Source organism: Kribbella sp. NPDC051952, from assembly GCF_040680855.1.
Lineage (GTDB): Bacteria > Actinomycetota > Actinomycetes > Propionibacteriales > Kribbellaceae > Kribbella.
Genome location: NZ_JBFAXQ010000003.1, coordinates 403,253 through 416,403, shown reverse-complemented (window position 1 = coordinate 416,403; position 13,151 = coordinate 403,253). Strand labels below are relative to the sequence as shown.

At 68.8% G+C, this 13,151-nt stretch carries 10 protein-coding genes; 1 reads left to right on the top strand and 9 read right to left on the bottom strand.

Going from position 1 to position 13,151, the window contains the following annotated elements; translation table 11 throughout:
* From AB0L70_RS09085 to AB0L70_RS09055, 7 genes are all read right to left on the bottom strand, one after another.
* Entirely contained in the window at window positions 1–1,149 is a 1,149-nt protein-coding gene (locus AB0L70_RS09085; RefSeq protein ID WP_363681701.1) for a VWA domain-containing protein, read from the bottom strand.
* Complete coding sequence (locus AB0L70_RS09080) at window positions 1,149–3,326, bottom strand: DUF5682 family protein (RefSeq protein WP_363681699.1); 2,178 nt, start codon at window positions 3,324–3,326, stop codon at window positions 1,149–1,151. Before AB0L70_RS09080 ends, AB0L70_RS09085 begins: the two co-directional genes overlap by 1 nt.
* On the bottom strand, window positions 3,323–4,405 hold the full coding sequence (locus AB0L70_RS09075) for an AAA family ATPase (RefSeq protein ID WP_363681697.1): 1,083 nt from the start codon (window positions 4,403–4,405) through the stop codon (window positions 3,323–3,325). The genes AB0L70_RS09080 and AB0L70_RS09075 overlap by 4 nt, the downstream gene beginning before the upstream one ends.
* Entirely contained in the window at window positions 4,402–5,805 is a 1,404-nt protein-coding gene (locus AB0L70_RS09070) for a DUF5691 domain-containing protein (protein ID WP_363681695.1), read from the bottom strand. Before AB0L70_RS09070 ends, AB0L70_RS09075 begins: the two co-directional genes overlap by 4 nt.
* Window positions 5,802–7,073 (bottom strand): SWIM zinc finger family protein, encoded by a 1,272-nt coding sequence (locus tag AB0L70_RS09065; RefSeq protein ID WP_363681693.1) that lies wholly within the window; start codon window positions 7,071–7,073, stop codon window positions 5,802–5,804. The genes AB0L70_RS09070 and AB0L70_RS09065 overlap by 4 nt, the downstream gene beginning before the upstream one ends.
* A 111-nt stretch (window positions 7,074–7,184) precedes the next feature.
* Entirely contained in the window at window positions 7,185–9,413 is a 2,229-nt protein-coding gene (locus tag AB0L70_RS09060; protein WP_363681691.1) for an MFS transporter, read from the bottom strand.
* 282 nt (window positions 9,414–9,695) lie between these two features.
* Window positions 9,696–10,547 carry a LysR family transcriptional regulator gene (locus AB0L70_RS09055; protein WP_363681689.1) on the bottom strand — a complete coding sequence of 284 codons (852 nt, stop codon included), beginning with the start codon at window positions 10,545–10,547 and terminating at the stop codon, window positions 9,696–9,698.
* 87 nt (window positions 10,548–10,634) lie between these two features.
* Between AB0L70_RS09055 and AB0L70_RS09050 the strand changes: the two genes are divergently transcribed.
* Window positions 10,635–11,543, top strand: a complete 909-nt coding sequence (locus tag AB0L70_RS09050; protein WP_363681687.1) for a TIGR03564 family F420-dependent LLM class oxidoreductase — start codon at window positions 10,635–10,637, stop codon at window positions 11,541–11,543.
* Here AB0L70_RS09050 and AB0L70_RS09045 read toward each other — a convergent pair.
* Window positions 11,519–12,253 (bottom strand): amidohydrolase family protein, encoded by a 735-nt coding sequence (locus AB0L70_RS09045; RefSeq protein ID WP_363681685.1) that lies wholly within the window; start codon window positions 12,251–12,253, stop codon window positions 11,519–11,521. The two genes, AB0L70_RS09050 and AB0L70_RS09045, sit on opposite strands and share 25 nt — an antisense overlap.
* Complete coding sequence (locus AB0L70_RS09040; protein ID WP_363681683.1) at window positions 12,250–13,143, bottom strand: SDR family oxidoreductase; 894 nt, start codon at window positions 13,141–13,143, stop codon at window positions 12,250–12,252. Before AB0L70_RS09040 ends, AB0L70_RS09045 begins: the two co-directional genes overlap by 4 nt.
* Window positions 13,144–13,151: the final 8 nt, after the last annotated feature.

Sequence of the window (13,151 nt, the reverse complement as noted above, 5' to 3'; positions counted from 1 at the left end):
TCAGCTCAGATTGGTGGCGGCCCAGCCGGTGATGTCTTCGTGCCGGATCGCCGCCGCCATCAGATCGGGGAACAGGTCAGGAGTACAGGCAAACGTCGGTACGCCGAGGTCCGCGAGCGCGGTCGCATTCTCGGCGTCGTACGACGGAGTGCCCGAGTCGGCCAGCGCCAGCAGGGCGATCAGCTGTACGCCGGACTCCACCAATGAACGCGCCCGACGCAGCATCTCTTCCCGGACGCCGCCCTCGTAGAGATCCGAGATCAGCACCATGACCGTCTCGGCCGGCTTGGTGACGAGCTCCTCGCAGTACGCGAGCGCGCGGTTGATGTCAGTGCCCCCGCCGAGCTGCGTGCCGAACAGTACGTCGACCGGGTCCTCCAGCTGATCGGTCAGATCGACCACCGCGGTGTCGAACACGACCAGGCTCGTCCGCAGCGTCCGGATCGATCCGAGCACCGCGCCGAAGAGCGACGCGTACACGACGGACTCCGCCATCGAGCCCGACTGGTCGATCGCGAGGATCACGTCCCGCTGGACGCTGTGGTTCCGGCGCGCGTACCCGACCAGCCGGTCCGGGACGATGGTGCCGAGCGCCGGCGAGAAGTGCTTGAGGTTGGCCCGGATGGTCCGATCCCAGTCGATGTCCGAGTGCCGCGGCCGCCCGGTCCGCCCGGCCCGATCCAGCGCGCCGGTGACGGCCGCCCGGGTCCGCTCGGCCAACCGCGCCTCCAGCTCCGCGACGACCCGCCCGACCACGTCCCGCGCGGTCTGCTTGGTCTCCTCCGGCATCACCTCGTTGAGTGCGAGCAGCGTGCTGACCAGGTGTACGTCGGGCTCGACCGCGCCGAGCAACTCCGGCTCCATCAACATCCGCGTGATCCCGAGCCGCTCGACGGCGTCCCGCTGCATCACCTGTACGACGGTGCTCGGGAAGTACTGCCTGATGTCACCCAACCACCGCGCCACCCGCGGCGCCGACGAACCGAGACCGGCCGACCGTTGTGTCCCCGACTCGCCCGGCTCGGCGTCGTACAGGGCCGCCAAAGCCGCATCAACGGACTGGTCGGCCTTGGAGAGCGTCGTACCCGTCTCGGGTTCGGCTTCGCCACCGAGCACCAGTCGCCAGCGGCGCATCTTCTCGTCGCTCATCAGACCCCCAGCAACTGTGCGACGACCGGCAGCACGGACGTGGCCAGTTCGGTGTCGAGCTCGTTGTCATCAGCAACGATCACCGCGGCCGGATCGCCGAGGGCACGAGCGCGCGTGCCGATCGACCGGCGCTCCGGCGCCGCGAACGTCCCGAAGGTACGACGCAATAACGGCAGCACCTCGAGGAATGCATCGTCCGGGATCGCGCCCAGCCAGGCATCCACCAGACCCAGCAGGCGTTCGTCATGCACGAGCAGCAAACCACCGCCGGCCAGGAAGCCCTCGACATATCCTGCCGCGTCCGCGGTTGGCGTACCCGGCGACAACGCCCGCCCGAGCCGCAATGCGACCTCATGATCCGGCAGCCGGGACGTGTCGAGCATCAACCGGGTCAACCGCCCGCAGATCAACGGCGGGACCGAGGCGCGATCGCTCAACCCCTCCAACGTGTTCAACCACTCCAGCCGCACATCCTCGACCAGTAGGGCGGTCGCATCCTGCACGCCGTCGATCCGCTCCTGTACGGCGGCAGCCGCATCCGGATCGAGTCCGTGCACGGTCCGGCCGAGGCCGGCGCAGATCCGCGACACCATCCGGCCGGCGACCGAGGCCAGCCCGGCGGAGTCGGTGCCGCGAACATCGCCGTACCGCGACGACCTGGCGAGGGCCGGCAGCGCCGCCATCAGGTGGCCGACGTCGGCATCGGCGGCCGCGCGGGTGTCGACGCCTTGGAGCAGCGACGGCATGGCCTCGCTCAGGTCTGCGAGCAGCGACTTCTCCAGCGCGGCCGTGACGTCGGCGAGCGTGGAAGAGTCGTCGGCGGCGCGCAGCATCACGGTCGTCGCCGCACCGAGCACCGTCGTACCGTGGGCACCGGCGGCGACCAGCTCGACCTCGAGTCCGGGATCCCAGGTCATCCGCCACATCTCCCGGAACGTGCCCTGAGCCCGTCGCTCATCCGCCGCCGGAACACCCCAGTGCACGCCGAGAATCCGCAACCGGTGCAGGAGTCTGGACTTCTCCAGGTCGTTCGGCTTGCGCAGGTCGAGCTCGATCACGCGCTCGGTCGCGTCCCGCTTCATCCGCAACCGGCGCGCCTGCGCGGCCAGATCGGCCGCCACCGGCGCCTGCGGCGTCTCCCCTGGCACCGTCCCGAGCAGCTCGCCGACGACCGCTTCCCTGGTCACAAGGTCAAGCAGTACGTCGTTTCCGCCGCACAGGACCGCCCTCGTTGCCTCGGTGACCTCGCTCAGTCCGGCGAGTGGGCGTTCTCGCAGGGCGGCCAACGTGTCCGCGAGCCGGACTGCCTCGATCACGTGCGCGCTGGAGACCGGCAGATCCTCTTTGCGGAGGACCCGGGCGACCTTCGACAGCCAGCGGGTGGTGATCTGGTCCGGGGCGGAGAACAGGTGGTGGTACCAGCCGGGTGAGGTGATGCCGGCTCCGTACCCGCTCGTCGCCGCGAGACGGCCGTGCGTCCACGGGACCCAGGTGCAGGCGACCTTTCGCTTCGGCAGTCCCTTCAGGATCCGCTGATCGTGCGTTGCCGGAGGCAACGGTAGTTCGAGGGCTGGGACGTGCCACGCACCGCAGATCACCGCAATGCGTTCGAAGCCCTCGCGGATCGCCTTGCGTAGCGTCGTACGCATGTAGGCCTCACGCTGTGCTTCCCGGCCAGTTGCTTCCTCGCCGAGTCGCAGTTCGCGCATGGCGTCGGCGATCACGGTGAAGGGCTCGGCGCCGTCGCGTCGCGACTCGATCACGTCGTCCCACCAGCGCTCAGGATCGTCGTACCCACCGGCATTCGCGAGCGTGGCGAGCGGATCGATCGACGCCGCGCGACGGGACTCCCGGCCGGAGGACGCGAACTGATACGCGGCGGGCAGATCGCAGAACCGCACGGGTACGTCGGCGGCCAGCGCGTACTTGATCGCCTGCCACTCCGGGCTGAACACCGCGAAGGGCCAGAATGCCGCCTTGGTCGAGTCGTCGACCGCATAGGCGAGCAGCGCGACCGGCGGCTCCATCTCCTCCGACGCGGCCAGCTCGACCACCTTGTCGGCCTCCGGCGGTCCCTCGATCAGGACGAGGTCGGGCTGCAGCTCGGCCAGCGCGGTCGCGACTGCCCGCGCCGAGCCTGGCCCGTGATGCCGAATCCCCAATAAATGAACGGTCATCCGGTGATCTCTCGGGCGGCCCGGTAGAACGGGGCCCAGTCGTCGCGTTCGCGGACGACGGTTTCGAGATACTCGGACCAGACGACACGATCGGCGGATGGGTCCTTGACGACCGCGCCGAGGATGCCGCCGGCAACGTCGGTCGGGCGGAGGACGCCGTCGCCGAAGTGGGCCGCCAGGGCGAGACCACCGGTGACGACGCTGATCGCCTCGGCGGTGGAGAGCGTGCCGGACGGGGACTTGACCGCGGTGCGGCCGTCCTCGGTCCGGCCGGAGCGGAGTTCGCGGAAGATCGTGACCACGCGGCGGATCTCGTCGAGGGCGTCGTCTGGTTGCGGCAGCTCGAGCGCCGTACCGAGTTGGGCGACACGTCGCGAGACGATCTCCACCTCGTCCTCGGCCGAGTCGGGCAGCGGCAGGACGACGGTGTTGAACCGCCGGCGGAGTGCGCTGGAGAGTTCGTTGATGCCCTTGTCCCGGTCGTTCGCGGTGGCGATGACGTTGAATCCCTTGCGGGCTTGGACTTCCGTGGCCAGTTCGGAGATCGGGAGGACCTTCTCGGAGAGGATCGTGATCAGCGCGTCCTGGACGTCGGACGGCATCCGGGTCAGCTCTTCGATCCGGGCGATCTTCGCATCCGTCATCGCCCGTTGGACCGGGCTCGGGACGAGGGCGGCCTCACTGGGTCCTTGGGCAATCAGTTGGGCGTAGTTCCAGCCGTAGCGGATGGATTCCTCCGCGGTTCCCGCCGTACCTTGCACGAGCAGGGTGGAGTCGCCGCTGATCGCCGCGGCCAGGTGCTCGCTGACCCAGGTCTTCGCCGTACCCGGTACGCCGAGGAGCAGGAGGGCTCGGTCGGTGGCGAGGGTGGCCACCGCGACCTCGATCAGCCGGCGTGGTCCGACGTACTTGGGTGAGATCTCTACGTCGCCGGCCTTCCCGCCGAGGAGGTAGGTGACGACGGCGGCTGGCGAGAGCCGCCAGGCGGGCGGTCGCATCCTGTCGTCGACGGCGGCCAGCGCGGCGAGCTCGTGGGCGTATTCCTCTTCCGCGTGCGGCCTGAGTACTTCGGTGGTCATGAGAGCTCCTCGTGCATTTCGCGGCGGAAGATCAGGGTCTCGACGAGACGACGACGCCAGGTGTCTTCTTCACCTGTTGGTTCTCTGGTGATCGGATGATTCAGTACGTCGAAGGGCGCGGCACGGGCGGTGATACTCGCGAGGCGTGCCCACGCTCGGTTGGCGCCGACCTTGGCGAGCTGATCGAGGATCATGCTCGCGAGCGAGGCGGGCCAGGGGACGGGCAGTCCGCCTACCAGTTCGGCAACGTCCACGGTGGTGCGGAGAGCCTCCACGGCCTGGGCCCACTCGTCGGGTGGGAGAAGGCGGAGGAGCTCCGCGGGACTGCGAGTGCCGGTGTTGGAATTGGTACGCAACAACGCACGCGCCCACATCTCTGAGCCTTCGCGGATTGCAGCCTCCGTCCAAGCGCTCTGCAACACCTCGACAGCACAACCCTCGACGGGCGTCTCCAACCACTTGAGTTCCATCGCCGCCAAGGGGGTGTTGGCGAGGATCTGGTGGAACCACCAAGCTCGTTTGCCCAGGCCTTCTGGGGGCTGGGAGGTCAGGCCGTCTCGTTCCATCGACTGGGTCAGGCGGTGCGGGAGATCCACGGCCAGGACGCCTTGGGTGGGGGTGAGGTGGGGATGCAGACGCTCGGTCATGCGTACGCCGTACTGGGCCCCTGGGACTCGGGACAGCAAACGGGCGGCGGCTCCGCGGACTTCTTTGGAGCGGTCGTCCAGGGCTGCCTCCAGGAATGCCTCATCCTGTAAGGACAATCCATTGGTCAGGAGGCCGAGGAAGTCCGCGCGGGTGGCGGCGGATTCCGTTGGCCAGACCTCGACCAGCGCGTCGAGGGCCGCCGCTGGATCATGCTGACGGAGGGCGCGAAGCCAGCTGCGACGCTGCAGTGCGTTGCCGTGGGTCCAGAGCTCCGGGTTGTTGCTGTCGGCAACCCCAGCATGCAGGAATCTCCACTCCGGGTTGAGATCCGCGAGCCACTGCGCCCGCCGACCAGCCGCGGCGATGACGAGTGGGCGGTACTCAGCCCGGTTGCGCGCATGGTCCGCCAGCGCCGGCAGATGCTCCGGCGGCACGCCCCAACCACGGGCGTCGGCGGCGCGCAACCATTCACCCAACGCCGCCGTCTGGAACCCGCCAAGCATCGCCGCCAACCGCCTGATCGCAACCGGTCGAGGCAAGGGACGATCCTCGCCAGGGGCCGCAGGCAACGGTTCGACCTCACTGAGTGGCTTCCGCCCCGCCCGTTTGTAGACGGTGGCCAGCGCAGCCGCGTCCAGCAGACCGCCTTCACCCAACTGTTCCTGGATGTGCTCAGGCAGTTCCTCGAAGTGCGCCGGCCGCCGCTCCGTACCAAGGAGCGCCGAGCTGACCAGTCCGTCCCAACCCTTCACACGATCACCGGCCGATCGCCGTGCCAGCACGTCATCGGACGAAACCCGGCGCGATTCCACTCACCCGCAACGGTGACCGGATCGCCAGCCGATACCGCGAGCAGCTTCCACGGATCCACACCGGGCAACAACTCCAGCCCGTCGCCGTCCGCGTCCACGAGCGCCCAGCCCTCGCCGTACCGGGCGGGTCGGACGTCCTGCAGCACCAGTGGCCAGCGCTCGTTCCACGGGTCGGCGGCAACGGATTCGACGTACGACGCCAACGCCTGTTGAGCCGTGAATCCGGTCGGTCGAGGTGCGGGTAGGCGGGGAGCGGTCTGGGTGAGGAGGGCGCGCATGGGGAGGGCACCGGGGTAGAAGGAGAGCGCGCCGGGGACGTATTCGCCCGGTCGGCCCGGGAGTGGGTCCAGTGGGCGGCCGGCAGCGGCGAAGTTGAGGATCAACCCGAGCCGGCCAGTCGTTGCCCCACGCAACCAGACCCGGCGGACCGTGAGCCGGTCGTCGGGTTCGATCACGCGGCCGAGTACGAGCCAGTCGTCCTCGACCTTCTCGCCTTCGGCCAGTACGCGGGCAGTCTCGACGGTCCAGCCGATCCGGGACTGCACTGTGTCGGCGAGCGACGGCGGGAGTTCGGCGAGCCGGTCGTGCGCGGACACGACCAGGTGGATCAGCGAAAGCTCCTCCAGGAGTTCACCCGGCCAGCCGTGACCACGTCCGACTACGCCGGCTGCTCGCCGTACCGCTCCGGCTACTCCCGGCGCCTGCGCGTCCACCATCCGCGCGGCCAAGCGGCTCAGCTCGGTGTAGGCCCGCTGGTCGAACCCGCCGAGGCCTTGCCGGACCTGATCGTCCAGCCAACTCCGAAGCTCAGCCATCCCGGCCGATACCCGGTCAGCCCGCCGTGATGCCCGCTGCTGCGCGGCCAGTGGGTCAGCGACCTCGCCCGGCTTACGCTCCGGCCGGTCCGCACGCGCGGCCCGCTGCTCGACCCACGAGCTCACCCAGTCCGGCTCATCCCCCGCCTGGACCTCGCCGCCGGCCCACAGCAACATCAACCCCAGCGCGTGCTTACACGGAAACTTCCGGCTGGGACAGGAGCACTTGTACGCCGGTCCGCTCAGGTCGACCGTGGTCTGGTACGGCTGCTTCCCACTCCCCTGGCAGAGCCCCCACACCGCCTGCTCCGAGGCCCCAGTCCCCGACCACTTCGCCGTACGGGCCTGTCCCTGCCCGGCCTTGGCGGATGCAGGATCAGGCGCCAGCCCCACCACCTGCTCCACATCCCAAGGCCCCACAGCACTCCCCACTAGTCACCCGACCCCCAAAAGCATGCCACCCACCCCCGACACCGGAGGTGGGAGGTGAGGGGATGCGATGAATCAGCCGAAGGCTTGGCGGTGGGGCGAGGTTTCTGGGTAGCCGTTGGCGTTGGCGTGGTGGGACTCTTCCTGGTGGCCGTTGAGGTGGGGGGCTGGTGGGGGTGGGGTGGTCGAGAGGTTGTCGCGGATGGTGCCTAGGAGGCGGTGTTCTACGGCTTCCAGTTCGGTGATGCGGTGGCGGATTTCTTGTTCTTCGGCCTGAGCTTGGGCCAAGAGGTGGTCGGCGTCGGCTTGAGCTTCTTGGCGGAGGTGATCGGCCTCCGACTTGGCCGTCGAGCGGAGGTGATCGGCGGTCCGCTGGCTGGCGCTCAGGACGCTGAGCTCGTAGCGACGGAGTTCATCGACCAGCTCGCCAGCCGGCCGCTGGGAGTCGAGGATCGCGGCAGCCGGTTGCGGCACAGCGTCAGGCAGCGTGTCCTCCAGAGCGGCGATCTGCTGGTCGACCCGAGTGAACAGATCGGCGACATCGGTCCGCATCTGCCGTACGACGTTGGCCGCCGCCTGAACCCGTTCATTAGCCTCACGCTCACGTTCACGCGCCGTCCGCTCAGCCGACGTGATCACCTCCAGCGCGACCACCGCAGCCCGCTCAGCCGGATCGTCAGGCACCGTCTCCCGCACCGAAGCGCCAGCACCGTCAGGGCCATCAGGAGCGGTTCCGTTCATGGCGACCGTACGACGCAGCGGGACCTCCCGGATGAACAGCACCGCGAGCAGGCTCACCACCGCAGCCCCGGCCGCGATCACGAAGATCTTCCCGGTCGCGTCGCCGTACGCATGCCGCACGATCTCCGCCACCGGCGCCGGCAACGCGTTCACATCCAGCACGCTGCCCGCGGATCCGCCCTGCGCAGCAGCTGCCGCCTCCGGCCCGAGCGCTGCGATGTTCTCCTTGATCAGGTCCGTCACCCGCGTGGCCAGGATCGCACCGAGGACCGACACTCCCACCGCACCACCGAGACTGCGGAAGAACGTGACCGTCGCGCTCGACGCACCCACCTGGCTGACATCGACGGTGTTCTGTACGGCGAGCACCAGGTTCTGCATCATCATGCCCATGCCGATGCCCATCGAGAGCATCCCGAGGCCGACGTACCAGTAGGGACTGGTGTGATCGATCGTGCCGAGCAACCCAAGTCCGGCGCTGAGGAAGAGCCCACCGAGTACGAGGTACCGCTTCCACTTCCCGAACCGGGTGATCAACTGCCCGGCCCCGACCGACCCGAGGAACGACCCGAACATCATCGGGATCGTCAGCAACCCGGCCTCGGTCGCGCTGTATCCGCGGGCCACCTGGAAGTACTGCCCGAGGAACACCGCACTGCCGAACATCGCGATCCCGACCGACAGGCTGGCCAGGATCGCCAGCGCGGTCGTCCGCTCCCGGACCACCTTCACCGGCACCAACGGCTCGGACGCATGGGTCTCGACGACGACGGCCAGGATCGCCAGTACCGCCGTACCTCCGAGGTAGGCCCCGGTCTGCCACGACCACCACGGGAAGTGCTCCCCCGCGAACGACACCCAGATCAGCGGCAGGCTCGCCGCCCCCGCGATCAGCAGTGCGCCGAGGTAGTCCATCTTCACCTTGCGCTTGATCAGCGGGAGGTGAAGGAACCGCTGCAGGATGATCAGCGACAGTACGGCGAGGGGCACGCAAACGTAGAAGCACCAACGCCAGCCGAGCCACGACGTATCGACGATGACCCCACCGACGAGCGGCCCGGACACAGTGGCGACCGCCATTACGGCACCCATGTAGCCGGAGTACCGACCGCGGTCACGCGGTGGGATCGCGGCACCGATGATGGCCTGGGCCAGCGCCATCAGACCGCCCATCGCCAGCCCCTGCAGAACGCGCGCCCCGATCAGGAACGGCACGTTGTGCGCGGCGCCGGCGAGCGCCGACCCGGTCACGAACATGACGATCGCGAGCTGGACGAGCAGCTTCTTGCTGATCAGGTCTGACAGCTTGCCCCAGACCGGCGTGGACACGGTCATCGCGAGCAGGCTCGCGGTGATGACCCAGGTGTACTGCGTCTGGGAGCCTTCCAGGTCCGCGATGATCGTCGGCAGTGCGTTGCTGACGATGGTCGAACTCAGGACGGCGGTGAACAGCGCGGCCAGCAGTCCGGCCAGGATCTCCAGGATCTCGCGGTGGGAGAGCTCAGGATCAGCGGACGGCGCTACAGCGGTAGCCGGGGCCGTCTCCAAGGTCTGGGCAGACAATCGATTTCCGTTTCGGGTCGCAGCGGCCGGAGCAGCCGTACAGCGCTACCCCGGGGCGGAAACGGCCGTCGGGTCCTCACCCAGCCGGATATTTGGTTGCAAGTACCAACGATAAGCCCGCAGCGTCAGCGACCGCTCACCGGGAGCCACCAAACCGTCGACGCGTTCATTTATGAGACGAGCCCTCCTCGGAACAGGTTTTCCCGCGTACGATCCCAGTCTTGTTGAGAGATCAACACTCGCCCCCGGCGGTGCTGTCAGGGCCCGCCGGGGGCCACCCGCTCAGCCGAAGGCGGAGATCAGTACGTCGACACACGCCGGCGCCCGGCTGGACACGACCAACTGACCAGGCGCGCTCAGCGACGGAGCGAGCGGTCCCATCCACAACGGTTCGCCCTCCGCGGTCTCGCACGACGTCCCGTAGACCACGGTCCAGGCAGGCGCTCCGGCCGACATCTCGACGACCGCCGCCTCCAGGTCATCCACCGGCCGACCCAGCTCCGGCTCGAATCCGGCCTGGCGACACGCACTGACGACGTACTCGTGCAGCCACGGATCCGGAGGCAACCGCAGCGGCAAACCGGCGAGGTCGATCAGCTTGACCCCGTCATCAGCCCGGTACGCCGCCGGCACCAGAACGGAGAGTGGATCCCGCCACAGTTCGTCCACCCGCAGATCGGCGGCCGCGACCTCGCCCCGAACGAACGCCACGTCCAACTCCCCGGCCCGAATCGCCTCCAGATGTTCAGCGGCCGATCCGGAGCTGAGCTTGATCTCGATCCCGGGAGTCGTCTGCCGCAGTGCCGCGAGCCCGCGTTCGAGCCGGTCCCGCAGACCCGCGGCGGTGCCGATCCGCAGTACGCCGGCCTGCCCGGAGGCGAGCTCCGCGGCGACCTCGGTGGCGCGGTCGGCAGCGGCCAGAACCGTCCGTGCCTCCCGCAGCATCCGCTCACCGTCGCCGGTCAGCCGGACGTGCCGGGACGAGCGGTCGAGGAGCTTCAGGCCGAGTTCGCGTTCGAGCCGGGCGACCTGCTGACTGACCGCGGGCTGGACGATGTTGAGCCGCTCGGCGGCCTTGCCGAAGTGGAGTTCCTCGGCGACGGTGACGAAGTAGCGCAGTTGCCGCAGCTCCATGGAGACCCCCAGCGATCACGATTCGCTATCGCTGCACAGCGTAGCTGCGTCTTGGTCGACAGGCCCGTGGCTCATTCACTGGAAGACATGAGAATCGGACTGTGGATCGACGAAGAAGGCCGCCGGATCGACGAGGTCGGCGCGGCCGCCAAGACCGCTGAAGAGGCCGGTGTCCACCGGATCTGGTTCAGCCAACGCACCGGCTGGGACGCCCTCACGCTGATCGCGGGAGCGGCGCCGTACACCTCGACGATCCGCTTCGGGGTCGGCATCGTGCCGGTGTATCCGCGCCACCCGATCGCCCTCGCGGCGCAGGCGCTCAGCGTGCAGGCGGTGTCGGGCAACCGACTGACCCTCGGCGTGGGGTCGAGCCACCCGCAGATCATCGAGGGCATGTTCGGGCTCTCGATGGACCGGCCGGCCAGGTACATGCGCGAGTACGTCGAAGCCCTGCGGCCACTGCTCGCCGGCGAACCCACCAACTACACCGGCGAGCGGCTGACCGCCCGCGGCCACCTCGAGATCCACGGAACCGAGACCCCCGAACTGATCCTGGCCGCCCTCGGTCCGCAGATGCTGAAGATCGCCGGCGAACTCACCGCCGGTACGACGACCAGCTGGGTCGGACCCGAGGTGATCGAGACCTACATCCGCCCGACCATCGACAAGGCCGCCGCCGGTCGTCCGCGGCCCGAGGTCATCGCAGGTGTCGCGGTGGCGCTGACCGACGATCCGGACGGGACCCGGGAATGGATCCGGCAACGGTTCGGACCGGCCGGCGACATGCCGGCGTACCGGGCGGTGCTGGATCGTGGCGGCAAGGCCGGACCCGAGGACACGGCCATCCTGGGGGACGAGGCGGCGGTCGCGAAGGAGATCCAGCGGTATGCCGATGCCGGGGCGACCGAGTTCTTGTTCTGCCCGGTCGGGACGGCCGAGGAGCAGGAGCGCTCGATCAAGTTCGTGCTCGACTACGCGGCGACGGTGCAGCAGTAGCCGCTGCCGACGGCGTACGAGAGGTTCTTCAGCTGGGTGGCCACGCTCGACGTCCCTTGGAACGAGTCGATGCGTTCGCCGAGCACCGGGAGCAGATCGCCGTGGGCGACGACGAAGCGGATGTCGGGGTAGCGGGTGAGCACGCCCGTCAGCGCGAGATCGGTGACCGCGCGGGCGGTGTCGAAGGGGAACTCGATCATCGGTCGGGGCCGGTCGAGCGCGACCTGCCGCCACTGTGGTGGGGACGTCGGATGCAGCAGCACCATCGCCGACCGGGCGTTCAACGCCCGCCACAGTGGCTCCCAGGACGGCTCGCCCGGATACATCCCGCCGGCATTGCTCAGGAGAGCGACGCCGTCGGCGTGCAGGACGTCGTACGCGTAGTCGACCTCGACCAGCGCGCCCTCGACATCCGGTAGCGGCAGGCTCGCGAAGAAGCCGAAGCGGTCGGGGTGCTCGCGAGCCAGTTCTGCCGCGGCCTCGTTGACGCGGCGCGCGAGCACCTGGGCGCGGAAGTCGTCGCCGAAGTACACGCCTGGCGACGGCACCGACAGCACGGCTTTCTCGATGCCGGCCGCGTCCATGACGTCCAGGTGCTCCCGGACAGACCACTTCGGCCAACCGGGCATCCCGTCTGGCCGAAGGTGTCCCGCTCGCTCCGCCGCTGCGACGTACTCCGGCAGCAGGAAGTGCGCGTGAAGGTCGATCATCCGGCCACCGGGTGGAGGAGGTCGTCGAGGCCGATCCGGCGGAGCAGCTCGGTACGGACGCGGTCCGCGACGCCGTTCACCACCATGGCACCGTCGTCCGACGGGTCGATGTGGACCCGGAACGGCCGCCGGCCCTTCTCGGTGCCGACCACAGTCACGATCGCCTTGGCGACCTCAGCGACATCGGCCCACTCCGGCTCGAGCTCGGCGAGCTTCTGGCTGACCTGCTCCATCAGTCCGGCGTACTTCGTTTCGTACGCCGCGACCACGTCCGCGTCGGCCGGTGAGCCGCTGTGGGCGAAGTGGTTCGTGCCGTGGGTGAAGGCGCCCGGTACGACGATCGTCGTCTCGATCCCGAACCGCGCGACCTCGAGCGCGTAGCTCTGCGCCAGGGCGTCCATCGCTGCCTTCGCCGCGAAGTACGGGCCGAGGTACGGCGGGGTGCCGCCGCGGGTGCTCGAACTACCGACCCACACCAGCAGGCCGTCCTGCTGGTCACGAAGGTGTGGGAGGGCGGCGCGGTTGAGCCGCTGGGTGCCGACGACGTTCGTGTCGTAGAGGGCGGCGAGCTGTTCCGGGGTGAAGGCCTCGGACGGCCCGGTGACCATGTGACCGGCGTTGTGCACGAGTACGTCGAGACGCCCCTGCTCGCTGATCACGGTCGCGACGGCTTGCTGGGTGGAGGCGTCGGTGCTGACGTCCAGCTCGACGGCGCGAAGGTCGACGTTGTGCTCGGTCGAGTACTGCTTGGCCTCCGCCGCGGCAGCTGCGTTGCGACCGGCGACATCACGCATCCCGGCGTACACGGTGTGTCCGGCGTCGGCGAGAGCGCGAGCGGTCAGAGCACCGAAGCCACTCGACGCACCGCTGATGAGAACTGTCTTGCTCACAACACTTT

Bases quoted from the DNA above. Each gene is read 5' to 3' on its own strand.
- AB0L70_RS09085 (WP_363681701.1), bottom strand. From the start codon at position 1,149: ATGAGCGACGAGAAGATGCGCCGCTGGCGACTGGTGCTCGGTGGCGAA.
- AB0L70_RS09080 (WP_363681699.1), bottom strand. From the start codon at position 3,326: ATGACCGTTCATTTATTGGGGATTCGGCATCACGGGCCAGGCTCGGCG.
- AB0L70_RS09075 (WP_363681697.1), bottom strand. From the start codon at position 4,405: ATGACCACCGAAGTACTCAGGCCGCACGCGGAAGAGGAATACGCCCAC.
- AB0L70_RS09055 (WP_363681689.1), bottom strand. From the start codon at position 10,547: ATGGAGCTGCGGCAACTGCGCTACTTCGTCACCGTCGCCGAGGAACTC.
- AB0L70_RS09050 (WP_363681687.1), top strand. From the start codon at position 10,635: ATGAGAATCGGACTGTGGATCGACGAAGAAGGCCGCCGGATCGACGAG.
- AB0L70_RS09045 (WP_363681685.1), bottom strand. From the start codon at position 12,253: ATGATCGACCTTCACGCGCACTTCCTGCTGCCGGAGTACGTCGCAGCG.